The 24,566-nt window shown below is 65.0% G+C and carries 22 protein-coding genes; 17 read left to right on the top strand and 5 right to left on the bottom strand.

Features of this window, described 5'->3' with window-relative positions; translation table 11 throughout:
• Positions 1-3: 3 nt before the first annotated feature.
• Entirely contained in the window at positions 4-702 is a 699-nt protein-coding gene (locus HSRCO_RS04960; protein WP_259519320.1) for a phosphoribosyltransferase, read from the bottom strand.
• Positions 703-1,048: 346 nt separating this feature from the next.
• Between HSRCO_RS04960 and HSRCO_RS04955 the strand changes: the two genes are divergently transcribed.
• Entirely contained in the window at positions 1,049-1,993 is a 945-nt protein-coding gene (locus HSRCO_RS04955; protein ID WP_259519773.1) for a PhzF family phenazine biosynthesis protein, read from the top strand.
• Between the two features lie 17 nt (positions 1,994-2,010).
• On the opposite strand, the gene HSRCO_RS04950 is transcribed toward HSRCO_RS04955, so the two are convergent.
• Positions 2,011-2,430, bottom strand: coding sequence for a hypothetical protein (locus HSRCO_RS04950; protein WP_259519319.1), 420 nt, complete (start codon positions 2,428-2,430; stop codon positions 2,011-2,013).
• A 119-nt stretch (positions 2,431-2,549) separates the two neighbouring features.
• Here HSRCO_RS04950 and ppsA point away from each other — a divergent pair, with 119 nt between their 5' ends.
• The 5 genes from ppsA (at position 2,550) to metG (ending at position 9,556) form a co-directional block, all read left to right on the top strand.
• A complete protein-coding gene (gene ppsA / locus HSRCO_RS04945; RefSeq protein WP_259519318.1) occupies positions 2,550-4,802 on the top strand; it encodes a phosphoenolpyruvate synthase in 2,253 nt (750 codons plus the stop codon).
• 46 nt (positions 4,803-4,848) lie between these two features.
• Positions 4,849-5,925 carry a tyrosine decarboxylase MfnA gene (mfnA, locus tag HSRCO_RS04940; RefSeq protein ID WP_259519317.1) on the top strand — a complete coding sequence of 359 codons (1,077 nt, stop codon included), beginning with the start codon at positions 4,849-4,851 and terminating at the stop codon, positions 5,923-5,925.
• A 61-nt stretch (positions 5,926-5,986) separates the two neighbouring features.
• Complete coding sequence (locus HSRCO_RS04935; RefSeq protein ID WP_259519315.1) at positions 5,987-6,553, top strand: YqaA family protein; 567 nt, start codon at positions 5,987-5,989, stop codon at positions 6,551-6,553.
• Between the two features lie 36 nt (positions 6,554-6,589).
• The gene (locus HSRCO_RS04930; protein WP_259519314.1) at positions 6,590-7,267 is read left to right on the top strand and encodes a cell wall-active antibiotics response protein; all 678 of its coding nucleotides are present in this window, start codon (positions 6,590-6,592) and stop codon (positions 7,265-7,267) included.
• A gap of 162 nt (positions 7,268-7,429) precedes the next feature.
• The gene (metG, locus tag HSRCO_RS04925; RefSeq protein WP_259519312.1) at positions 7,430-9,556 is read left to right on the top strand and encodes a methionine--tRNA ligase; all 2,127 of its coding nucleotides are present in this window, start codon (positions 7,430-7,432) and stop codon (positions 9,554-9,556) included.
• Between the two features lie 24 nt (positions 9,557-9,580).
• Here metG and HSRCO_RS04920 read toward each other — a convergent pair whose 3' ends face one another.
• Positions 9,581-10,843, bottom strand: coding sequence for an MFS transporter (locus HSRCO_RS04920; protein WP_259519310.1), 1,263 nt, complete (start codon positions 10,841-10,843; stop codon positions 9,581-9,583).
• A 13-nt stretch (positions 10,844-10,856) separates the two neighbouring features.
• On the opposite strand from HSRCO_RS04920, the gene pyk reads away from it, so the two are divergent.
• From pyk to HSRCO_RS04895, 5 genes are all read left to right on the top strand, one after another.
• The gene (gene pyk / locus HSRCO_RS04915) at positions 10,857-12,599 is read left to right on the top strand and encodes a pyruvate kinase (RefSeq protein WP_259519309.1); all 1,743 of its coding nucleotides are present in this window, start codon (positions 10,857-10,859) and stop codon (positions 12,597-12,599) included.
• 31 nt (positions 12,600-12,630) lie between these two features.
• On the top strand, positions 12,631-12,801 hold the full coding sequence (locus tag HSRCO_RS04910) for a hypothetical protein (RefSeq protein ID WP_259519307.1): 171 nt from the start codon (positions 12,631-12,633) through the stop codon (positions 12,799-12,801).
• A 31-nt stretch (positions 12,802-12,832) separates the two neighbouring features.
• On the top strand, positions 12,833-13,360 hold the full coding sequence (locus HSRCO_RS04905) for an NfeD family protein (protein WP_259519305.1): 528 nt from the start codon (positions 12,833-12,835) through the stop codon (positions 13,358-13,360).
• A gap of 51 nt (positions 13,361-13,411) precedes the next feature.
• Positions 13,412-14,515 (top strand): SPFH domain-containing protein, encoded by a 1,104-nt coding sequence (locus HSRCO_RS04900; protein WP_259519303.1) that lies wholly within the window; start codon positions 13,412-13,414, stop codon positions 14,513-14,515.
• 76 nt (positions 14,516-14,591) lie between these two features.
• The gene (locus HSRCO_RS04895) at positions 14,592-15,188 is read left to right on the top strand and encodes an HTH domain-containing protein (RefSeq protein ID WP_259519302.1); all 597 of its coding nucleotides are present in this window, start codon (positions 14,592-14,594) and stop codon (positions 15,186-15,188) included.
• 136 nt (positions 15,189-15,324) lie between these two features.
• Here the strand turns inward: HSRCO_RS04895 and HSRCO_RS04890 are convergent, their stop codons facing one another.
• Positions 15,325-15,573: a hypothetical protein gene (locus tag HSRCO_RS04890; RefSeq protein ID WP_259519301.1), complete on the bottom strand. Its 249-nt coding sequence runs from the start codon at positions 15,571-15,573 to the stop codon at positions 15,325-15,327.
• A 241-nt stretch (positions 15,574-15,814) separates the two neighbouring features.
• Between HSRCO_RS04890 and HSRCO_RS04885 the strand changes: the two genes are divergently transcribed.
• From HSRCO_RS04885 to HSRCO_RS04870, 4 genes are all read left to right on the top strand, one after another.
• Positions 15,815-16,849: a TAXI family TRAP transporter solute-binding subunit gene (locus HSRCO_RS04885; RefSeq protein ID WP_259519299.1), complete on the top strand. Its 1,035-nt coding sequence runs from the start codon at positions 15,815-15,817 to the stop codon at positions 16,847-16,849.
• Between the two features lie 105 nt (positions 16,850-16,954).
• Entirely contained in the window at positions 16,955-17,467 is a 513-nt protein-coding gene (locus HSRCO_RS04880) for a DUF1850 domain-containing protein (protein ID WP_259519298.1), read from the top strand.
• On the top strand, positions 17,464-20,175 hold the full coding sequence (locus HSRCO_RS04875; protein ID WP_259519297.1) for a TRAP transporter fused permease subunit: 2,712 nt from the start codon (positions 17,464-17,466) through the stop codon (positions 20,173-20,175). Before HSRCO_RS04880 ends, HSRCO_RS04875 begins: the two co-directional genes overlap by 4 nt.
• Before the next feature lie 105 nt (positions 20,176-20,280).
• Positions 20,281-22,128 (top strand): flippase-like domain-containing protein, encoded by a 1,848-nt coding sequence (locus HSRCO_RS04870; RefSeq protein ID WP_259519296.1) that lies wholly within the window; start codon positions 20,281-20,283, stop codon positions 22,126-22,128.
• Positions 22,129-22,137: 9 nt separating this feature from the next.
• Here the strand turns inward: HSRCO_RS04870 and HSRCO_RS04865 are convergent, their stop codons facing one another.
• Entirely contained in the window at positions 22,138-22,653 is a 516-nt protein-coding gene (locus HSRCO_RS04865) for an inosine/xanthosine triphosphatase (protein ID WP_259519295.1), read from the bottom strand.
• Positions 22,654-22,900: 247 nt separating this feature from the next.
• Between HSRCO_RS04865 and HSRCO_RS04860 the strand changes: the two genes are divergently transcribed.
• Positions 22,901-23,848 carry a transcription initiation factor IIB family protein gene (locus HSRCO_RS04860; RefSeq protein ID WP_259519294.1) on the top strand — a complete coding sequence of 316 codons (948 nt, stop codon included), beginning with the start codon at positions 22,901-22,903 and terminating at the stop codon, positions 23,846-23,848.
• The gene (locus HSRCO_RS04855; RefSeq protein WP_259519293.1) at positions 23,848-24,531 is read left to right on the top strand and encodes a type I 3-dehydroquinate dehydratase; all 684 of its coding nucleotides are present in this window, start codon (positions 23,848-23,850) and stop codon (positions 24,529-24,531) included. Before HSRCO_RS04860 ends, HSRCO_RS04855 begins: the two co-directional genes overlap by 1 nt.
• The last annotated feature ends 35 nt before the right edge of the window (positions 24,532-24,566 follow it).

The following is a 24,566-nucleotide window of genomic DNA, read 5'->3' as shown; positions in this document are numbered from 1 at the left end:
CGGTCAGTCGGCTTGCGGTGCCCAGGCGTCCGGTTCGACTCGTTCGACCACGTCGCGCCGTTCCATCTCGTCGAGGACTTCGCCGAGACGGTCGGGTTGTGCGATCTCCATCTCGATACGTTCGACGTCGTGATACGCCGTGAGGAGGTGTCGGATATCGTCTCTGGTGTACGGCGGGTCGTCGGCCTTCGCCATGACCCCGCTGATGAGGTCGACCATGTCCTCGATGAAGTTCCAGGGGTAGACGATCCAGGCCCACTGTTCGAGGCGTTCGCCGACGAAATCCGGTTCGAACTCGCTGGTCTGCAGTAACTGCAGAGTCGCGGTCTGGACCTCGCCCGCGTCCCGGTCGGTCACGTACTCGTAGGCCCGTTCGATGGACCCGCCGGTGTCTGCGATGTCGTCGACGATCAGGACGTCCTTGCCCTCGACCGACCCTTCTGGCATCGGATAGCGAATCTCCGGCGATCCGCTCTGTTCGGCGGTCCCCACGTAGTGTTCCATCTTCAGACTGGTCAGATCGTCGAGGCCGAGGAAGTCACACAGGACGCGGCCCGCGAACCAGCCACCGCGGGCCAGTGCCACGATGACGTCGGGTTCGAAGTCGGCCGCTTTCACCTGGTCGCTTACGTCCCGCGCGAGGCCGTAGATGTACTCCCAGTTCGTGACAGTGCAGGAGAACTCATCCGGGAGATCAGACATGCTCGGTCACCACGCTCGACCAACGCCACGACTCGCATTAACTGCTTTGACATCCGCCCCATCCGACGGGTTCTGGCAACTCCTCGTTCGCTGTGCCAAAGAGGAGACGGGGGAATACAAAATGGGTGCGTCGGACGGGCGGCCGGAGACGATGGGGGAGTGCGGTGGGAGGGGAGGAGTTCCGACCGGACCGTGCCTCTGACACCCATGTTGACCCGGATTCCGAACCTACTTAGCTATTGTTGTATTCGCCACCATCTGAGAGTACACACATGGACTATATAGTATGTACCTGTACGTCACCCAACTCGATGGGTTCAACACGGTTCCGCCGAACAAACTGCCCATGAACGAGATACGGGGGCTCATCGTCGACGCGTTCACCGACGAACCCTACGCCGGGAATCCCGCGGGCGTCGTCCCGGATGCCGAGGGACTGGACGACGGCCAGATGCAGGCCATCGCGAGTGAAATCGGCGCGAGCGAGACGGCGTTCGTCCACCCTTCGACTCGGGCTGACAGGCGGCTTCGCTACTTCACGCCGACCACGGAGGTCGACCTCTGTGGGCACGCGACCATCGCGAGCCTCGTCCACCTCGCGGAGCGGGGCACGGTCACCGGCGAGTTCACCATCGAGACGAACGTCGGCGTCCTCGACGTGGCTGTCGAGGAGGACGGGACGGCCTGGATGACCCAATCCGAGCCAACGGTTCGAACGGTGGATCTGGACACGGCCGAGGTCGCGTCGGCGTTGGGCATCCGTGCCGAGGCCATCGAAGCGGTCCGTGACGACCTACCACTCGCGGTCACCAGTACCGGGTTGCCATTCCTCGTCGTCCCGGTCAACTTCCTCGAAGAACTCGGGCGGGCGGACCCCGACGACGGGGCGGTCGACGCGCTGGCAGCGCGGGTGGACGCGGTCGGTGTCTACGCGTTCACCTTCGATACGCTCGAATCGAATTCGACCGTGCACGGTCGGGCCTTCGTCCCCGGCGCCGGGGTCTCCGAGGATCCGGTGACGGGAACGGCGAGCGGTGCGACCGGCGCGTACCTTCGATACGTCGGTGCCTTCGACGGCGGCGGGTCGGCACCGGGCGGTAGCGACGTCAGTGTTGCCGACGGGATGCCCGAGGAACTCCGGTTCGAACAGGGCGATTTCATCGACCGGCCCGGACGCGTGCGGGTTCGCGTGGGCGAGACCGTTCGTGTGGGTGGGACGGCGACGACGGCGCTCGACGGCGAGCTGATCGTTCCGGAACCGGACGGCGACGACATCCTCGAAGTGAGCTGAAAACGGCGGCGCGCCACCTACTCGCGCTGAAACTCGAACTCGGATTCGTTTTTCACGTCACGGATCTCGCGGTTGACCGACTGGAGGTCCTGTTGCATGTCGGCGAGACGGTCGTCGAGGATGGCGACGATGTCGCTTTTCACGTGTTCGGTGTCGAACGTGTCACCGAGTTGCTCCTCGACGGCGCCGGTCAGGGTCGCGTAGAGGGCGAACGCCTTCCCGAAACGCCACACGAGGATGCCGACGAGCGCGAGCGCGAGATAGACCGCGACACCCTGGGTTGCCCCCAACGCGTCCCCCGTCTGCTGGTAGATACTCCACGCCTGTAGCCCTCCGTACCCCACACCGACGCCGACCAGCACCGCGCCGACGAGCGCGAAAACCGCACTGATCAGGAAATACCGGGCGGACCACGCGAGTGCGCGTCGTGATTCCATAGCGGTGGATGGGAGGCAGGTCACAAAAAACACCCGTCACGGCCTGGCCGTAGCGGCAATGTTTGTCACTCGCCGTGCGCAACCTTCTTTATGGAGATTGCAGTCATCTAGGATGCCACATGGCTGTACGCTGGCTGGAAGATATCCGAGCCGACGACATCGACCTCGTCGGCGGTAAAGGGGCCTCACTCGGGGAGATGACCGATGCAGGCCTCCCGGTACCGCCGGGGTTCGTCGTGACTGCAGGAACGTATCGTGACTTCATCGAGGAGACGGGCATCGACGAAGAACTGTTCGAGTCCGTCGACGTGGACACGGAGGATTCGGCGGCACTCGCAGAGGCCGAGGCGCACGCCAAGAGCCTCATCCTCGAGACGCCGATGCCGGACGAGCTCCACGAGGAGATCGAGTCCGCGTACGACGCCCTGGGAGATGGCGAGGCATTCGTCGCCGTACGGTCCTCGGCGACCGCTGAGGACCTCCCGGACGCGAGCTTCGCCGGCCAACAGGAGACGTATTTGAACGTCGAGCGCGACGACCTCGTCGACAGGGTGAAACGCTGCTGGGCGTCGCTGTTCACACAGCGGGCCATCTACTACCGCCAGCAGAAGGGCTTCGAACACGACGTCGTGAACATCGCGGTCGTCGTCCAGCAGATGGTCGACGCCGAGAAGAGCGGCGTGATGTTCACCAGCCACCCCTCGACCGGGGCGCCCAAGGTCATCGTCGAGGCGGCCTGGGGGCTCGGAGAGGCCGTCGTCTCCGGATCCGTCTCGCCCGACAACTACGTCGTCGATCGCGAGAGCGAGGCCGTCGAGGACGTGACCATCGCCGACAAGAAGATCATGATGGAGCGGGACCCTGACTCCGGAGAGACCGTCGAGCGAGAGGTCCCCGACGACCACCGAACCGCACGGGTGCTCACGGACGACGAACTCGCCGACCTCGTCGCTCTCGGGCGGCGGGTCGAAGAGCACTATGGAACCCCCCAGGACGTCGAATGGGCGATCGTCGACGGCGACGTGTACATGCTCCAGTCGCGTCCCATCACCACCATCACCGATGAGAGCCAGGCGGCCGTTTCCGAGGACGGTAACGGCGAGGAACTCCTCTCCGGCCTCGGTGCCAGTCCGGGCATCGCCTCGGGTGCGGTCCGCATCGTCGACAAACTGGACCAGCTAGACAAGGTCGGCGAGGGGGACATCATCGTCACCGAGATGACGACCCCGGACATGGTCCCGGCGATGAAGCGAGCGGCCGGGATCATCACCGACGAAGGCGGAATGACCAGTCACGCAGCGATCGTCTCACGCGAACTCGGTGTCCCCGCCGTCGTCGGTTGCGGGAACGGCACTGACCTCCTCAAGGACGACCAGATCGTCACCATCGACGGCGATCGAGGGGCCATCACCGAGGGCCGTCCCGAATCCGTGACCGAACGCGAACCGATCGAAGAAGCACGACCGAAGACACCGGTGAAACCGATGACAGCGACCGAGGTCAAGGTCAACGTCTCCATCCCAGAGGCCGCCGAACGGGCCGCCGCGACCGGCGCAGACGGGGTCGGTCTGCTGCGCCTGGAACACATGATCCTCTCGACGAACAAGACGCCCGAACGGTACATCGCCGACCACGGCGAACGGGCCTACGTCGACGAGATCGTCGAGGGCGTCCGCGGCGTGGCGGACGAGTTCTACCCGCGACCCGTGCGGGTCAGGACACTCGACGCCCCGACCGACGAGTTCCGCCAGCTCGAGGGCGGCGAAGACGAACCCCACGAACACAACCCGATGCTCGGCTATCGGGGCATCCGGCGGTCACTCGACGAGCCCGGCCTGTTCAAACACGAGCTACAGTCGTTCAAACGCCTCTACGAGATGGGCTACGACAACGTCGAGATCATGTTCCCACTCGTGAACGACGAGCGGGACGTGGCTGCGGCCCGCGAATTGATGACCGAAGTGGGGATCGATCCGGAAAAGCGCACGTGGGGCGTGATGATCGAGACGCCGGCGAGTGCGATGATGATCGAGGAGATGGCCGCCGAGGGCATCGATTTCGCCTCCTTCGGGACCAACGACCTCACCCAGTACACGCTCGCGGTCGACCGCAACAACGGCAACGTCTCCGACCGCTTCGACGAGTTACACCCTGCCGTTCTCCGCCTCATCGAACAGACCATTTCGATCTGTCGCGACCACGACGTGGACACGAGCATCTGCGGACAGGCCGGGTCGAAACCCGAGATGGTTCGTTTCCTGGCCGAAGAGGGCATCTCCTCTATCTCCGCCAACATCGACGCCGTGCGCGACGTCCAGCACGAGGTCAAGCGGGTCGAACAGCGGTTGATTCTCGACGCGGTTCGAGAGTAGCCTCGCAAACACAATCGCTAAACGAGACGAACTGCATTTTCCCGGTATGACCGCCCCCGAGATGGGCGCCCGTCCCGAGCCCCAGTCGTTCGAACGCGTGCTCTCCTCGATGTGTACCGAGCCCATCCCCGAGGCACGCGACGCCGCGATGCGGTTTCTCGCGACGAATCCCGGCGATCCAGAGACCTATCCTGGCGTGGCCGAACTGGAACGGGAGGTCGTCGAGATGCTCGGCACACTGGTCGACTTGCCAGATCCGAAGGGGTACGTCACGACCGGAGGGACCGAGGCCAACATCCAGGCCGTCCGTGCCGCCAGAAATCTGGCGAATACCGACGATCCGAACGTCGTCGGTCCGGCGAGCGTCCACTTCTCCTTCCAGAAGGCAGCCGACATCCTCGACGTCGACCTCCGGTTGGCACCGGTCGGCGGCGACTACCGCGCAGACGTCGACGCCGTCACCGAACTCGTCGACGGCGATACCGTCCTGGTGGTTGGTGTGGCCGGGACGACGGAGTACGGCCGGGTGGACCCGATTCCCGCGCTCGCCGACGTCGCACACGACGCCGACGCTCGGTTCCACGTCGACGCCGCCTGGGGCGGCTTCGTCCTCCCGTTCACCGACGAAGCGTGGAACTTCGGCGACGCTGCCATCGACACGATGACCATCGACCCCCACAAGATGGGACAGGCCGCCATCCCGGCTGGCGGGTTGCTCACGACCGACGAGTCCGTCCTGGACGCCCTCGCCGTGGACACCCCGTACCTCGAGACGGCTGGACAGGCGAGTCTCACGGGGACGCGTAGCGGCGCCGGGGTCGCGAGTGCCCACGCCGCCCTGACCGAACAGTGGCCGGACGGCTACCGTGAGAACTACGAACGAGGGATGACCCTCGCGACGTGGCTCGCGAACGCGATGCAGACCCGTGGCTACGACGTCGTCGAACCCCACCATCCGATCGTGGCCATCGATCTCCCAGCGGCAATCTTCGAGGCGTTGACGGACGAAGGATGGCGTCTCTCGCGGACGGCAGCCGGCGAAGTACGCGTCGTGATGATGCCACACGTGACGCGGGAGATGCTCGAAGCCTTCCTGTCCGACCTGGACCGCCAGTCTCGGTGAGACCGGAGACACCGGAGAAGAGAACGATATCGTTTTGCCTGGCCATCCTAGATGAGGGCGTGTGAGCCTGGTCCTCGTCATCGAGTCACTGGGATTCGATCCGTTCGAAGCCGCGATTCGAACGGCCAGTGGCTGGAGCGGCGTGTTCCTCATCTTCGTGTACTCCGTTCTCATCTCCTTTATCCTCCCACTGCCGAGCGAGGTGGTCCTCTGTCCGGTCGGCTACGTCTGTTCGGGGAACACCCTCGCCCTCGGGTTCCCCGGCGAACTGCAGGTCGTGGTGGTCATCGTGGTGAGTGGACTGGGCAAGGCTATCGGGAGCGTCTTCGCCCTGGCCATCGGCCACAACGCCTCTCACTCCGGTATCGTCATCAGGTCGTTGCGACGACTGGGATTCCGACCGAAAGAGTGGTCCCAGAAACAGATGGTCGCCCTCGTCAAGCGATGGGGATACGTGGGTATGGCCATGGGATTGTCGGTGCCATTCTTCCCCGACACGCTCTCGCTGTACGCCTTCTCCATCCTCGAGGACGATTACGTGAAGTTCGCCGCCGCCGCGTTCGCGGGGAGCGTCGGCAGACTCCTCGTCACCATCGGCCTCATCGAGGGGACCTTGTTCGTCATCTGAGCCCAGTATTTTATATCAGGCGGCCGTCGTCTCTCTATGGCCAGTCGTCCCACCGGCCGCCTCGTGAGTGGCCTCCTCATCGTCCTGTTCGGTCTCCTGCTGCTCGCATCGACGACGGACCTCCTCCCGACCGCCTCCCTGTGGTCGTGGGTCCCCCTCCTCTTCGTGGTGCTCGGTCTCTGGGCCATCGTGAAAAGCGGGGGCCGTAACGTGACCGGTCCGGTCATGATCGTCGCCGTCGCCGGCACGTTTCAGTTACGGAACCTCGGGGTCGTCTCGGACGCACAGATCGGTAGCTGGTGGCCGCTGTTCGTCGTCCTGTTCGGGGTGCTCGTCCTCGTCGGTCGGTCACGGCGGCGTCGCTTGCATCTCGAGGAGAGGAGTGCCGACGACCTCTCCATGGTGGCCATCTTCGGTGGCAGCCAGCGGCGGGTGACAGCGGAGACCTTCGTGGGCGGGACCGTGGTCTCCATCTTCGGCGGGTCGGAGATCGATCTCCGCGACGCGGCCGTCGAATCGCCGCCCGCGGTCATCGAGGCGCTCTCCCTCTTCGGCGGACTCGAGGTTCGGGTACCGGAGGACTGGACCGTCTCGATGGAGACCCTGACGCTCTTCGGGGCCAGCGAGGACACGCGTCTTCGGACGGGCGGTGGGGAGACCCAACTCGTCATCACCGGATTGACCCTCTTCGGCGGCGTCGAAGTCCTCGACTAGGTGAACCACCTCGGATCCGTGAAAGGAATTCTTTTCCCGGGGCGAGGAGTACGCCATTACGTACCAACCGGCAGGCCGATCCCGGCGTGTCGATTCCATCACACCACCTATGCGAACACAGAAATCGCGAGCGTTATCCGCTCGGAGACGGCACCGAACACCATGAGCCACGAGGACTTCCCCACGGAATCACCCGCTGTGGTGACCTGTGGGCTTCCCTACGCCAACGGCGACCTGCACGTCGGCCACCTGCGGACCTACGTGAGCGGCGACATCCTCTCGCGCGCACTGGCGACCATCGGCCAGCAGACGGCCTTCGTCTCCGGGTCGGACATGCACGGAACGCCAATCGCCGTCAACGCCGATCAGGAGGGGGTCTCCCCCGAGGAATTCGCCCTCGAGTGGCACGAGACCTACGAGGAAACCTTCCCGAAGTTCGACATCGAGTTCGACAACTACGGGAACACCCACGACGAGACGAACACGGCAATCACCCGCGACATCGTTCGAACCCTGGACGATCGCGGATACATCTACGAGAAGGAGATAGAAGTCGCCTGGGACCCCATCGACGATCAGCCCCTCCCCGACCGGTACGTGGTCGGGACCTGTCCCTACTGCGGCGAGACTGCACGGGGCGACGAGTGCGACGAGGGGTGTGGCCGACACCTCGAACCCGGCGAGATAGAAGATCCGAAGAGTACGCTCACCGGGAATCCGGCGGAGTACCGCACCCGCGAGCACAAGTTCTTCCGCGTCTCGGACTTCCAGGAGTACCTCCAGGGATTCATCGACCGTCTCGAGGGGACCTCGAACGCCCAGAATCAGCCCCGGGAGTGGATCGAGGGCGACCTCCAGGACTGGTGTATCACCCGCGACCTCGACTGGGGCATCGACTATCCGGGCGACGACGAGGAGGCAGACGACCTCGTCCTCTACGTCTGGGTCGACGCGCCCATCGAGTACATCTCCTCGACGAAGCAGTACACGGAGCGCGTGGGTGCCGAGGAGTACGACTGGGAGACGGTCTGGCGCGACGGAGATTCCGGCGGCGGGGAGATCGTCCACGTCATCGGCCGAGACATCATCCAGCATCACACCGTCTTCTGGCCGGCAATGCTGCACGGCGCCGACTACGCCGAACCCCGGGCCGTGATGGCCAGTGGATTCGTCAACCTGGAGGGGCGAGCGTTCTCGACCAGTCGCAACCGGGCCATCTGGGCCGACGACTACCTCGACACCGGTTTCTCGACCGACCTGCTCCGCTACTACCTCTCGACCGCCGGGAGCTTCGAGCGGGACGTGGATTTCACCTGGGAGCGGTTCCAGGAACGCGTCAACACCGAACTCGCCGACGACGTGGGCAACTTCGTCTACCGGGCGTTGCTCTTCGCCACCCGGAACTACGATGGAACGCCCGACGCCGACGTCTCCGAGGAGGTCGAAGACGCCATTCGAGACGCGATGGCCGAGTTCCAGGACGCGCTCAACGACTACTCGCTGCGACGGGCCGGCGACGCCGCCATCGACCTGGCACGGTTCGGCAACGAGTACATCCAGCGCAACGAGCCCTGGAAGCTCACCGACGAGGACCCCGACCAGGCCGCACGGGTCATCCGCGATACGGTCCAGCTGGTGAAGGCCATCGCCGTGTTGCTCGCGCCGTTCACCCCCGAAAAGGCCGAGACCGTCTGGTCCCAACTGGAGGAAGACGGCACCATCCACGACCAGCACATCGAGGCCTGTCTCGAGGCACCACCCGAGACCTTCGGGGAGCCAACCGAGCTTTTCGAGAAGATCGAAGACGAGACCGTCGACGAACTGAACGAGCAGTTGGCAGAACGCGTCGCCGAAGCGGACGCCGCAGCAGCCGAAGCAGCGGGTGATTCTACCGATGGCGATGATGTCGAAACCGATACCACGGACGACGACGAGTCCAAACCAATGACCGAACTCGAACCCATCGCAGACGAACGCATCTCCTTCGAGGAGTTCCAGGAACTCGACATCCGCGTCGGCGAGATACTCGCGGCCGAACCGATCGAGGGCGCGGACAAACTGGTCCGACTCGAGGTCGACATCGGCGTCGAGGAACGCCAGGTCGTCGCGGGCATCAGGCAACTCCACGACGTCGAGGCCCTCCCGGGAACGCGCATCGTCCTTCTGGCGAACCTGGAGAAGGCCGAACTGTTCGGTGTGGAGTCCAACGGAATGATCCTCGCGGCCGGCGAGGACGCCGATCTGTTGACCACCCACGACGACGCCGAACCGGGAACGAAGATCCGATAATCGCCCGGAACATTCGTTCGGTCGTCACGCGGACGCATCTCGTTTTCGACGCAATCGCACGAGACCCCCGACCGACAGCAGCCCGAGGACCGCGCCGGCGGCCATCGTGGAGAACGCCACCGCGTACCCCGCCCGGTCGAGGGCGAGGCCGAAGACGACCGGGGAGACGACCGTCGTCGAGAAGCCGACGAGCGACTGGATAGCGAGGGCCGTCCCCACCACCTCGTCCTCGACGACCTCCGTGACGAGCGTGGAGGTCGGCGCCGAGTCCATCGCCAGGACGACGCCGTACAGCAAGACGACGCCGGCCAGTATCGCGACCGGGAGGTCGCCAAGGAAACCCATGGACGCGCTCACCAGCGCGCTCGCGGCCAGGGCGACGGCGATGGTCCGCGTCCGCCCCACGCGGTCGCTCGAGTACCCACCGACGACGTTCCCCACGCCACTCATGGCGATCATGGCACCCACGATGACCCCCGGAAGGACCGCCGACCCGGTGGCCGCGAAAGCCGGCGCAGCGACGAGGAACGCCAGGAGCCAGTTGCGAACGCCGAAGAGCTCCCAATTGTGCCAGGCGTAGATGCTCACCGACCAGCGGTACTCCCTGTTGGCGAGCACCGAGAGGGAGAATCCCGCCGGTTTGCTGTCGCGGTCCGGTGGGTCCCGCGTGAGTCCCAGCACGAGTGGGGCGACGAACAGGGCACCCACGCTGGTCACCCCGATGGCGACCCGCCAGTCGAGGGCGGATGCCGTCACGGTCGAGAACACGAAGGTCAGTCCGCTCCCGACGGAGAACGTCCCGATGTAGAGACCGAGCGCCCGCCCACGGACCGCCGGTGGAAACCAGTCCGTGAGAAATCGCATCCCGGGGACGTAGACCCCGGCGACGAAGAGTCCCGAGAAAAATCGGAGGACGACACCGATCAGGTAGCCGTCCGCGATGGCCGCGAACGCGAGACTCGGGACGGCCGTTCCCGTGGCACCGACCGCGATGATCCAGCGCGGGGAGTACCGATCCGAGAGCCACCCTGCCGGAAGGATGGCCACGAGATAGCCCGCCTGGAACGCCCCGAAGATGACCCCCGCCTCGGTCCCCGTGAGTCCCCACTCGTCGACGACGAAGGGGAGGACCGCGGAGTAGTTGAACCAGATGAGCACCGAGAAAAAGAGGGCGGTCGAAGTCACGAAGAGGGTCCGACGGCGCTCGCGCATCTGCGAGAGCATATGCGGGAGCGGTAGTAACTGTAGTGGCTCCGGTAGCGACGGCGGGGTTTTTTGTGACGGCATCGAAAGCAGCGGTATGCGAAACGCGAAGGTGGTCTGCACCCTGGGGCCGGCGTCGAACACCGTCGACGCCATACGGGACCTCGCAGACGCCGGGATGACGGTGGCGCGCATCAACGCCAGTCACGGAACTCGCGAGGACCGGGCGACCCTGATCGACCGCGCACAACGGGTAGACGAGGTGACGGAGAACCCGCTCGCAGTGATGATGGATCTGCAGGGACCGGAGATTCGGACCGGCGAGACCGAAGCCCCCGTCACCCTCCAGACGGGCGAGACGGTCCACTTCGAGCCGGGAGAGACGGTAACTGACGAACGGATCGGGCTGTCGACGAGTATCGCGACGGTCGAACCCGGGGACCGGGTGCTCGTTGACGACGGTCGGATCGAGACGACCGTCGAACGCGTCGACGGAGAGCGCGTCGTCGCGACGGTCGACGTCGGCGGTGAACTGACGAGTCACAAGGGAGTCAACGTCCCCGGGGTGGCCCTCGACCTCGACGTCGTCACCGAGAAGGACCGGGCGGACCTCGAACTGGCTGCCGAGACGGACGTGGATTTCGTCGCGGCGAGTTTCGTACGGAACGCCGATGACGTCCTCGCGGTCAATGGGTTCCTCGAATCGCTGGGCGCCGACATCCCGGTCGTAGCGAAGATAGAGCGGGCCGGCGCGGTCGAGAACCGGGATGCGATCATCGAGGCCTCACAGGGAGTCATGGTTGCCAGGGGTGACCTCGGTGTCGAGCTCCCGATGGAGGACGTCCCGCTCATCCAGAAACGGATCATCAGGGGAGCCCAGGCGACCGGCACCCCCGTCATCACGGCGACGGAGATGCTCGATTCGATGGTCCACCGTGGCCGACCGACGCGCGCCGAGGCCTCGGACGTGGCCAACGCCGTCCTCGACGGCACCGACGCGGTGATGCTCTCCGCGGAGACCGCCGTCGGCGATCACCCGGCCAAGGTCGTCCGGGCGATGGACCGCATCGTCCGAGAGATCGAATCGAGTCCCGAATACGAGGAACTGCAGGACCAGCGCGTGCCGCCCGCGGAGGACGAATCGCGGACCGAGGCCGTGGCGCGATCGGCCCGGTATCTCGCGAGGGACATCGACGCGAGCGCCGTGGTCGTGGCGAGCGAGTCGGGCTACACCGCCCGGAAAGTCGCCAAGTTCCGCCCCGGCGTCCCGGTCGTGGCGACGACGCCCCGGGACGACGTCCGCCGACAGATGGGACTCGTCTGGGGAGTGAACGCACAGCTGGCGACGATCGAGGGTGGATCGGCCACCTCCGTCATCGACCGATCCGTTCAGGCGAGTGTCGACGCCGGCATCGTCGAGAGCGGCGACACGGTGGTGGTGATGTCCGGAATGATGACCGAACTCGACGGCGAGGACACCGCGAATACGCTCAAGGTACACGTCGCCGCGGAGACGCTCGCGGTCGGACGAGCTGTCGTCGGCGGACGGGTCGCCGGTCCCGTCGCGAGATTGGACGACGGTGACCTCTCCGCGGTCCCGACCGGTGCCATCGCCGTGCTCGACCACGACTTCGACGAGGAGTTCGACGGCGACGTCTCGAAACTGGTCGGCATCGTGAGCGCGAAGTCCGGGATGACCGGCTACGCCGCGATGGTCGCCCGCGAGGTGGGCGTGCCCATGGTGAGCGGCGCCGAACTCCCCTCGGTCGCCGACGGGACGACGGTGACGATCGACGGCGAACGCGGTGTCGTCTTCGCTGGTGCGGTCACCGGCCAGTGAGCTTTTGCCCGCCCGCCACCAATTCTCGTCGATGAGCGACTGGAAGTACGATCTCGATGACGTCGGCCCGGACGGCGTCGTGGACGAATACGAGCTGCCGCCGGTCGAGAAGGGGACGCCGTCACTCGAGAACGCCATCTTCGTGCTGCTCGGCGTCCTGGCGGCGCTGTACGTCTTCGCGACGTTGCTCGGACTCGGGTAACGGTTTTTGCCGTGCAGTGCCAAGCGTCTGCATGGTAGATGTCCTCGGACAATCGCTCTCGCTTTTGCTCTTCAGTGCTGGCATCGTGATCGCCATCATGGAGGCGCTCGCGCCCGGTGCGCACCTGATCGTCCTGGGGGTTGCCCTCATAACGGCCGGGTTGATCGGGTTGCTCGTGCCATCGCTTGCGAGTCCGCTCATCCTGGCGCTACTCGTGACCATCACCGGTGGAGCAGCCCTCGTCGTCTACCGCCGCCTCAACCTCTACCAGGGGACGGACACCGGCCAGACGAGGAGTTCGGAGGACCTGCGGGGTGAGCGTGGACACGTCGTCGAGCGGGTGACCGAACGGTCCGGTCGGGTCGAACTCGAACGGGGCGGATTCGACTCGACGTACGCGGCTCGGAGCCTCGAGGGTGAGATTCCCGTCGATGCCGAGGTGGTGGTCATCGACCCGGGTGGCGGCAACGTCATCACCGTCGAGCAGCTCTCCGAGATCGACGAGATAGACCGAGAACTCGCCCGGCAACGAGAACGAGAGGAGAGCGAACAGGCGTAACGCCCGCTGGGACACCAACTGTTATTCGGGTGGGGACCCAATGCATCAGGTATGATACCAATCCTCCAGTCACTCCCGGCCGGGTCGTCCATCACCTTCGCGGGATTGCTGGTGCTGGCCCTGCTGATCGTGGCCGTCTATTCGGCCGTCGCCATCGTCGACGCCTACGAGAAGGACGCACTGACGGTGTTCGGCGAGTACCGCGGGTTGCTCGAACCGGGGATCAGCTTCGTGCCGCCGTTCGTCTCCAGGCGGTATACGTTCGATATGCGGACACAGACCATCGACGTGCCCCAACAGGAGGCGATCACGAGGGACAACTCGCCGGTCACCGCGGACGCCGTGGTCTACATCCGCGTGATGGACGCGAAGCGGGCCTTCCTCGAGGTCGACGATTACAAGCGCGCCGTCTCCAATCTCGCGCAGACCACGCTCCGTGCCGTGATCGGCGATATGGAACTCGACGATACGCTCAACAAGCGCCAGGAAATCAACTCTCGCATCCGCGAGGAACTCGACGAGCCAACCGACGAGTGGGGCATCCGCGTGGAGTCCGTCGAGGTCCGGGAGGTCAACCCCTCCCGGGAGGTCCAGCAGGCGATGGAACAACAGACCTCTGCGGAGCGTCGTCGCCGGGCGATGATCCTCGAAGCGCAGGGTGAACGCCAGAGTGCCATCGAGAAGGCAGAGGGACAGAAGCGCTCGGACATCATCCGGGCCCAGGGGGAGAAGGAATCACAGATTCTCGAAGCCCAGGGTGACGCAATCTCGACGGTGCTCCGCGCCAGATCGGCCGAGTCGATGGGCGAGCGGGCCATCATCGAGAAGGGCATGGAAACCCTGGAGGCAATCGGCCAGGGCGAATCGACGACCTTCGTCATCCCGCAGGAACTCTCCTCGCTGGTCGGCCGGTACGGCAAACACCTCACCGACGGTGACGTCGCCCAGGAGATGACCGTCCTCGACAGCCTGGAGTTCGACGAGGACACCCGGGAACTGCTCGGTCTCGACAACATCGACGAGATGATCGGGAAGTTCGAGGTGGACAGCGAGATCAGTCCGAACGTGGCACAGGAGGGGCTCAAGTCCGCCGAAGAGGTCATCGAGGAACTGGACAAGGAACTCGAGGGAGAGGAGACACCACCGGAGAAGTAATCGGGACGAAGGGACCATCTACCGGAGCGAGAACCGAGCGAATACTTTTCCCCTCCCGTCACGTAGCCAGAGTCGAATGGGTATCGACGAGGACAAGCGGGCCACGCTCCGGCGATTCGCCGCGGTCGGGGCAGCGAGTCCACTCGCCGTCGTCGGAAATCGGGATGACGACGACAGCGAGGTCAGAGAAGCGATCCTCGGGTATCTCGGGGCGACCCCGGGCGCCCACTTCTCGAAAGTGCGCGACGACCTCAAACTCGGCACGGGCGAGGCACAGCACCACCTCCGCCGATTGCAGGACGATGGTGCCATCGTGAGCCATCGGGACGGCGACTACCGTCGGTTCTTCCAGGCCGGCCGCTTTTCGGACTACGAGCAGGTCGCACTGGGCTATCTCCGCCGGGACACGCCACGGGGCATGGTCGTCGAGTTGCTCAGAGACCCATCCACGACCGGGAGTGACCTCGCAGACCGACTCGACGTCTCCCGGGCGACGATCAGTACCTACGCATCCGAACTCAGGGGCGTCGGCGTTCTCGAAGCCGCGGACGGGTATCGCATCGCCAGGCCTGAGACTCTCTTGACGTTGCTCGTCCGGTACGCCGATTCGTTCGACGACCGGGCGGCGACCCTCGCGTCGGAGGCGGCGTCCCTCGTCCAGTACGATCCCTAACAGAGAGAGCAGTTTCTGTGACAGCCCCCATCGAGAGGCGAACCCGCGCTGGGTGGCCATCGAGATGGTGAACGCCGACTCCACACCACGAGAACGACCGAACGACGACGAGCGGGAAAGCGTCGATTCCGAGCGTTCAGGCCGTCGTGACCTTCCAGGTCGTACTCGACGAGTACCCCCACTTCTCTATCTCGAGTCCCTCTGCGTTCGAGATGGCGGGCATGTTGGTTCCGACCTCTTTGGCCGAGAGGCCGAGAGCGTCGCCGATGACCCTCGACTTGAAGTACGTCTTCGTCTGTGCCTTCCCCCGGAGGTACTCGAGGATGCGTTGCTGTTTCGGGCTCAGCGTCGCCGAGTTCGTCTGTGGTGACGCGCTCGCGCTCATATCGAAGGGGACGGCGTACGAGCGTATAGTGGGTTTGGTACGGTGGGTTAACGCCACGCTGTACTGCGATTGTGCAGATCCTTCGACCAGGGCGGCAGCGTTAGCCCGAAAGGACCAAGCGTGTTGGTACGACGGATTAACGGGACCACGTTCCCAGTTCCGTTAATAGGAGGTCATTAAAAAGAGTAAGATTCGGCTTCAAGGGAAAGGGATTAATATGAACCTTAGTGAATGATTGGGTATGGCAAAGTATGCTGATCGGCGGACGTTCATCAAGGCAACGGGCGTAGCAGGAATCACCGCACTCGCCGGCTGTGGCGGTAACGGCGGCGACGGTGGCGACGGCGGCGACGGTGGCGACGGTGACGATGGCGGAGACGGTGGCGACGGCGGCGATGGTGGAGACGGCGGACCAGCTGGAGAGCGCATCGCGTGGCACGCTGGCGGTACCGGTGGGACGTACTACCCGCTCTCCGGCGAGTTCAAGACCATCGTCGAAGAGAACACGGACCACACGCTCCAGGTCCAGTCGACCGGCGCGAGCGTCGAGAACGTCGGCAGTCTCGGCAACGGCTCTGCCGACTTCGCGCTCATCCAGAACGACATCGCGTACTTCGCGAAGAACGGCGAGGGTCTCGACGAGTTCGAAGGCGCAGCGATACCCAACCTGATGGGCGTGGCGACGCTCTACCCGGAGACCATCCACGTCATCACGCGACCGGACGCGGGCGTCGAGTCGCTCCAGGACCTCGAAGGCAAGAGCGTCAACACTGGCGACCTCGGCTCCGGTACCCAGGTGAACGCCCTCCAGATCCTGGAGGCCGTCGGCGTCACGACCGACGACTTCGACGAACAGAACGCCAGTTTCTCCACGGCGGCCGACCAGATCCGTGACGGCGACGTGGACGCCGCGTTCGTCGTCGGTGGCTGGCCCGTCGGCGCCATCGAGGAGCTCGCGACGACTTCGGATATCGAACTCCTCCCCGTCGAGGGTGACACGCTCCAGACGGTCCTCGACGCCGCCTCGTGGTTCGCCGAGGACACCGTCCCGGCCGGCACCTACGCCGGTATCGAAGAGGACGTCACCACCGTCTCCGTGCAGGCCATGATCGCGACCCGCGAGGAGTACTCCGAAGAGGTCGTCGAGGAAGTGACCGCGGCCATCTTCGACAACACCGACGACCTGTCCATCAAGGCGGACTTCATCAGCGCCGACTCCGCCCAGGACGGCATGTCCATCGAACTCCACCCGGGCGCGGCCGCCTACTTCGGATAACGCGTCGCCGATCCCAATCGAACCGTTCTTTCCAACGCGCGTTCGACGGGACACGCGAAGAACCGTACCCGAACGGTTACCAGTTTCACGTACAACTAGCCCACCGTGACGCCACCACGTCCGTCCAGGAGGCTGCTCGTCGTCGCAGTCGCCGTACTCGTCGTCGCCGTAGCCCTGGCGACCGCTGCACAGGCAGCCGCGTCACCGGTACTCGTCGTCTCCGGCCAGGAGACCGGCGAGGAACTCCTGGTCACCGAAGTCGACGACGGAACCACGGTCACGCTCGAGTACATGCACAGCGTCGAGAAGACCACCGTTCGAGACGTCTACGTCGTCGAGGGCGACTCTCTCCGCATGACCCGGATGGAGTTCTCCTCGTTCGGCTGGGGACTGCCGGCCAGAGCGGACATCGATGGGCGGACGACTGATGGCGAGTTCTACATCACCTTCGAGGACCGAACCTACGAGCGCCTCGACGTCGTCCCGGGCACCGTCGCCGGACACACGCTCGTCGTCGGCGACGAGGAGTACGACCTCGTCGAGCGATCCGACGCGTCGGCCGTACAGATCACCGTCGAGCGAGACCGGCCACTTCGAACGTTGTTAGCATACACATGAGTGAACCCGATCCCGAACAGACCGACGACGAAGAACCGGACACCGACGAACTGTTACAGGAAGTAGAACGCAAGCGGTCACTCCGCGGTTGGTCCGCGGTCCTGGTCGCCACCGTTGGAATCACGTTCTCGGCCTTCCAGATGTGGCTGGCCGCGAAGAGTTTCCAGTTCGAGTTCGGCGTGCCCTTCTTCGGCACTGTCGAACTGTTCTCCCTCCAGTTGCTCCAGGCGAACGCGGTCCACGTCGCCTTCGCGTTCGTCCTGACATTTTTCCTGTTCCCGACCTCGAGGGGTACGGGGCCAGTCGCGCGCCGATTGGGGAAAATCCTTCCAGCAGTCCGGTCCCAGTTCGGGCCCGATAGCGGGGTCGTCTCGGTGTTCGAACGCCTCCGCGGGTTCGTCCGCTGGGCAGCCGTCGACGCGAATTCGGACCGCGTGACACCGGTCGACCTCCTGTTCAGTTTCCTCATCTTGCTGACCCCGTTCTACATGATCACCGAGTTCGACGAGATCCGCTCGATGCGGGTCCGCGGACTCACGGCGGGCCGACCGCTCCAGGAGGTCTGGCCAATCACGGACCCCATCGTCTCGCTCGTCTCGGCGACCGGCATTCCCCTCGACGAGACGTCGTTCGCGTTCATCCTGGCCGCGATCGGCGTCCTGCTAGTCCTGGAAGCCACTCGCCGAGCGCTCGGATGGCTACTGACGGGACTCGTCACCCTCTTCATCGTCTACGCACGCTGGGGGCACTTCATCCCGAGAGACTCGTTCCTCGGTTCGCTATCGATTCCCCCGACCCGATGGGCGAGCATCCTCCGTGACCTCTGGTTCAATACCGAGGCCGGCGTCTTCGGCATCCCGGTCACCGTCAGCCTCCGGTTCATCTACATCTTCATCCTCTTCGGGGCCTTCCTCGAAATGAGCGGAGCGGGCAAGTGGTTCATCGACTTCGCGTACTCGTTGACCGGGTCCCAACGCGGGGGACCGGCGAAGTCGAGTGTCGTGGCCAGCGGGTTCATGGGCATGCTGTCCGGGTCGTCAATCGCCAACACGGTGACGACCGGTGCCTTCACGATTCCGCTGATGAAACGCTCCGGCTACTCGCCCTCTTTCTCCGGGGCCGTCGAGGCGTCGGCCTCCTCCGGTGGGCAGATCCTCCCGCCGGTGATGGGGGCTGCGGCGTTCCTGATCGTGGAGTTCACGCAGACGCCGTACGCCGAGGTCATCGTGGCGGCGGCGATCCCAGCGCTGGCCTTCTTCTTCGGGATGTGGGTGATGGTGCACCTGGAAGCCGTCAAACACGACATCGGCGGCGTCCCGAAGGAGTCGCTCTCAAAACCGCTAAAGATTCTGAAAAACGGGTGGTTCTACCTGGTGCCCGTCGGCCTCCTGCTGTACTTCCTCGTCGTGGTTCGACTGTCCGTGGCACGGTCTGGCTGGTTCACCATCATCGCGTTGATCGCCCTCGTGGCCTTCCTGGCCGCGTACTCGGAGCGAACCCGGGTGCCCCTCTTCGGCACAATCCTGGGTATATTCCTCGCTCAGGTCGCCACGCTGATGACAACCGGGTACGGTCTGTTCGGGCTTTTCGAGACCCTCGTCTCGGGCGGGGCAGTGGCGGGAGGCATGGTGTTCAGTGAGGCCGTCATGGCCACCATGAGCGACCTGGGATTCCTGGTCGTCGCCGTCTCCCTGAGCATTTTGCTGGTGCGACCGGAGACCAGTTCGCCCCTGCTCGAACTCGACGATTCCGTCGATAAGAGTGCCAGAGCCGGGGCGAAGTTCATCGGACGCCCGGGCCTGGCAGGCAAACCGGCCTACCGTGTCGTCTCGTTCGTCCTCAAATCGATGGAGGACGGGGCGAAGACGGCCACGACGGTGGTGGTCTCGGTCGCGGCAGCAGGCGTGATCCCGGGCGTCATCAGCGTCACCGGATTGGGGCCGAACCTCACGGCGTTGATCCTCTCGGTCAGCGGTCAGTCGCTGGTCGGACTGCTCCTGTTGACCGGTGTCGCGGCCATCATCTTCGGGATGGGGATGCCGACGACGGTCATGTACATCATCCTCGTCGCGATGCTGGGGCCGGCCATCGAAGAGTTCGGCGTGGCGCTGCTCGCCGCCCACCTGTTCATCCTCTACTGGGGGCTCATGGCCGACGTTACGCCACCGGTCGCCGTCGCGGCGTTCGCCGGCGCTGGCGTCGCCAAGGCCGACGAATTCGAGACGGCCACGACGGCCTTCCTGCTCTCGCTGAACAAACTCCTGGTGCCGTTCGCCTTCGTGTTCTCGCAGGGCATCCTCCTGATCAAGGGGAACCAGGAAACCGGCTACTCGATGGTCGGATTGGCCGACCTCGCGAACGTCGGGTACGTGGTTCCCGAGGTCCTCGTCCCGGTCCTCGGGCTCTACCTCGGGGTGTACGCCCTCGGCGTGACGATCATCGGCCACCAGTTCAGTACGGTCAACGGCCTCGAACGGACCCTCTACGGTATCGCATCGTTGTTCCTCACCGTGCCCGAGCTACTCCTGTTACCGGCCGAGACCCTGATCGGACTCGTGGCCCCGGTCTCGCTGACTGGCTTCGCGGTCACCTTCCCGATTCGTGCCACCGGGCTCGCCATCCTCGCGGGTCTCTCGGTGCTCAACCGCCGCCGCAGCGACAGGTCGGGAACTCCGCCCGCGGGTACCCCATCGGCTGACGCCAGCTAACGCTCCCCGCCCCATCGATTTCCTGACCGATTGTTCACCCGTTTCTGTACGAGTTGGCCCGGGGTCCAGAAGGTTCTTACACGGGCACGGCGGATTTCTCGAACAATGAGCGAGCGGTCCGTCGAGGTGAGCGTCGTCCTGCCGGCCTACAACGAGGAGGCGACCATCGAGGAAACCGTTGCCGTCTCGCTGGCGACACTCGACTCGTTTTTGCCCGCCGGAAGTTACGAGGTCATCGTTGCCGAGGACGGGTGTGACGACCGAACGCCCGCTATCGCCGACCGTCTCGCTGCCGAGGACGACCGGGTAAGCCACTTCCACAGCGACGAACGCCTCGGTCGCGGTGGGGCCCTCGAACGGGCGTTCGCCGCCGCCGACGGCGACACGCTCGTCTACTACGACACCGACCTCGCGACCGACATGTCCCACCTGGAGGAACTCGTCGAGAGCGTCCGTTCGGGGGAGTGGGACCTCGCGACCGGATCACGGTGGATACCCGGCGAGGAGGCCGATCGACCGGCCAAACGCGGCATCCCATCGCGGGGATTCAATTTCCTCGTCCGCACGGTCCTCGGCTCGAACCTCCGGGACCACCAGGCCGGGTTCAAGGCCCTCAGTCGCGAGGCGTTCGAGGCCCTCCAGCCAGCGGTCCAGGACGAGCACTGGTTCTGGGACACGGAGATGCTCGTCAAGGCTCAGCGTCGGGGGTACAGGGTCAAGGAGTTCCCGGTCGAGTGGACGCCCAAGGGGGACTCCAAGGTGGATCTGGTGCGAGACGTCTTCGGGATGGGGTCACAGGTACTGCGGGTCGGCTGGGAGTTCAGAGTGAAACCGTACGCCAACCGACGGACCGGGATGCTCGTGGGAATCAGTCTCTCGGTGGTGGCCGTCATGTTGATGTTCCTCTATCTGGACCCGAAGTCGGTCCTCGCGGCCATGGCGGGGGCGGATCCGGTCCTGGTAGCGGTCGCGGCCGCTATCTATCTTACCTCCTGGCCACTGCGGGGTCGCCGCTATCGCGACATCCTGCGGGAACTCGGTTTCAACGAGCGGACCGGCTTTTTGACCGGGGCTATCTTCATCAGCCAGACGGGCAACCTGGTGTTCCCAGCCAGGGCCGGCGACGCCGTCCGCGCGTACGTGGTCAAGGCCCGACGGAGTGTGCCGTACGCGTCTGGCTTCGCCTCGTTGGCCGTCGAGCGGGTCTTCGATCTGCTCACGATAACGCTGCTCGCCGGGAGCGTCCTGGTCGGCCTCGCCGTCTTCTCGCCGGCCGACCTGGCCACTCTCACCGCGACGCTCCTGGGCGGCGGTGACGTGTCGGCCGCCCAGCGGGAGAGCGCGCGGACTGCCATCGCCGTCGCTCTCGGAGTGGGCACGGTGGCCATCGGTGCCGTAGTGGCCATCGTCGTCTCCGCGCGCTCGGAGACGAACCGCATCCGCCCACTCATCGAGTGGGCCAGCGACGACTCGTACGTGGAGTACGTCGCCACCATCATAGAACGGTTCGTGGGCGACGTGCAGACCGTCGCTGCCGACCGGCGTGCCTTCGCCCGGGTCGGCGTGGCCAGCCTCACCATCTGGGGCATCGACGTGTTGACGGCCCTCGTCGTGTTCGGCGCGTTCGGCGTCGACCTGCCGCTGGCAACGCTGCTGGCCGTCGGCTTCTTCGCCGTCAGCGTCGGGAACCTCGCGAAGGTACTCCCACTCTCGCCCGGCGGTATCGGCCTCTACGAGGCGGCGTTTACGGTTCTGGTGGTCGCGCTAACGCCGGTCGGTCCAGCCATCGCACTCGCTGCGGCCATCGTCGATCACGCGGTCAAAAACGTCGTCACGGTCCTCGGTGGCGCCGTCTCGATGATCGCGTTGAACGTCTCGCTCACCGAAGCCGTCGACGGAACGGGAGACGTTACTCCGGACGGGAAGGCCGCCCACCCGTCGGCCGACGAGTGAGTGCCACCGTCAGTCGTACTGCCCGGAGACGAACGGACCGAACCCACCGGCGACAGCCTGGAAGAGAGCGTCCTCTCGAGTGATGATCCGGTCGGTGAGGACGCCGGCGGCACCCTGGTCTTCTTTGATACCAGTCGTGTCGAGAAGGTCGTCCAGCAACGGCCCGAGTTCCGCCCCCGCCTCGAGTCTGCTCGCGACGGTTTCGGGCAATTCCAGTCGCGGACCAGCACCGAGGCCGACCTGCTTGCCATCAGTCACCGCAGCCCACATGATCAAGAACAGCCCGTTAGCCCCGTCCACCGAGGCCACACCACCTTCGATACCCACGCCGAGGTCGTAGTCGTCCGCCGATCGCGCCCGCTCGGCTCTGGTCCTCGCGCCCTCGATCGTCTCCGCTTCCCCCCAGGGCTGTTCGGCCACACCCGACTCGACCGCCACGCTCTCGACGGCGGTCGCCACGTCGGCCAATGCTCGCTCGGTCGCCGCTCGCTTCACCGGATTCTCGCTCCCGACTGCGACCCGCATACCCGAACGGGGCGGCCGACCCAATTGAGTGTTTCGCGACGCGCACCCGCAGCCTATCGTATCGGGCAATCAATCAGACGTCTTTCGGCATCGACCGGACAGTAACGCGGGAGAAAATCGCCACCCGGTGTGGTGATACCTGTACCACGGTAACCAGTCTCCCAGGTAGGATAGAGCGGAAGCTATAAGTCACTTTTGTCCAAACCAGGCGTTCACGATTGTCCGGGAGTCCTCCCGGAGGGTTCGCATGTCCCACGCACTGAGAACAACCGAACGAGACGAGCAGGAGAAAGAATCGACCGACGGCTGCCCGGAGTGTGGCGGCCTGGTAGTAACCGACGAAGAGCACGGCGAGACGGTCTGTGCCGACTGTGGCCTCGTGGTCGAGGAGGACGGCATCGACCGTGGTCCCGAGTGGCGAGCCTTCGACTCCCAGGAGAAGGACAAGAAATCGCGCGTCGGCGCGCCCACCACGAACACCATGCACGACAAGGGCCTCTCGACCAACATCGACTGGCGAGATAAGGACGCCTACGGGAACTCCCTCGGCTCGCGCCAGCGCCAGAAGATGCAGCGACTGCGCAAGTGGAACGAGCGGTTCCGCACGCGAGACGCCAAGGAGCGCAATCTCAAGCAGGCACTCGGCGAAATCGACCGGATGGCCTCCGCGACCGGCCTCCCCGACAACGTCCGCGAGACGGCCTCCGTCATCTACCGGCGTGCACTCGAGGAGGATCTCCTCCCGGGCCGGTCCATCGAGGGCGTCGCCACCTCCTGTGTCTACGCCGCCGCCCGCCAGGCCGGAGTGCCCCGCAGCCTCGACGAGATCGACGACGTCAGCCGCGTCGAGAAGGACGAGATCGCTCGCACCTACCGCTACATCGTCCGCGAACTCGGTCTCGAAGTAAGGCCCGCCGACCCCGCGAGCTACGTTCCGCGCTTCGCCTCCGAACTCGGGCTGAGCGACGAGTCCCAGCACCGCGCCCGCGAGCTCCTCGAGAACGCCAAAGAGAAGGGCGTCCACAGCGGCAAGAGCCCGGTCGGCCTCGCCGCGGCCGCCGTCTACGCCGCCGCCCTCCTCACGAACGAGAAGACCACGCAGGCGAAGGTCAGCGACGTCGCCGACATCTCCGAGGTCACCATCCGGAACCGCTATCACGAACTCCTCGAGGCCGAAGACACCATCCCGGTCTGATGGATTTCGACGGGTTCGTCCTGGCAGCGAGTACGGGCGACCTGAACGAAGAGCCGGCGGCACGCGAGCACGCCGACGCCGTCGAGTTTCGCATGGACCTCGCCGACGACCCGCTCGCCGACCTCGAGGGGTACGACGGCACCCTGCCGCTCCTCGTGACGAACCGACCCGAGTGGGAGGGCGGAGAACGGGCCGACGGACCCGAACGGATCGGCGAACTGGTAACAGCAGTCTCGTTCGACGCCGTCGAGGCCGTGGACGTCGAACTCGATGCACTGATCGACACCGACGTCCACGAGGACGCCTCCGAGGTACTGGCGGCAGCGGAATCGGCGGACGTCCAGACCGTCGTCTCGAGCCACGATTTCGAGCGCACACCCGATCTGAGCGAACTCGCCGATCGCCTGGCGCAACTCTGTGCCCTCGGCGACGTCGGCAAACTGGCCGTCACCGCCGAACACAGCGGTCAAGTCCTCGACCTTCTGCGGGTCACGTACGAGTTCTCCCGGGCCGGCGAACGGGTCGCGACGATGGCGATGGGCCAACCAGGCCGTCACTCGCGAGTCGTCGCACCCCTGTACGGCTCGTCGATCGGCTACGCACCGGTCGACCCGGCGAACGCGACTGCACCCGGCCAGTACGACCTCGCACAGTTGCGGACCCTCGTCGACGCCTTGCTCTGAGGAGTCCGGGTGACATCGTAGAAAGCAACACCTTA

Source organism: Halanaeroarchaeum sp. HSR-CO (genome assembly GCF_024972755.1).
GTDB lineage: Archaea > Halobacteriota > Halobacteria > Halobacteriales > Halobacteriaceae > Halanaeroarchaeum.
The sequence above is the reverse complement of the archived record's forward strand: the minus strand, read 5'-3'. Positions and strand labels throughout refer to the sequence as shown.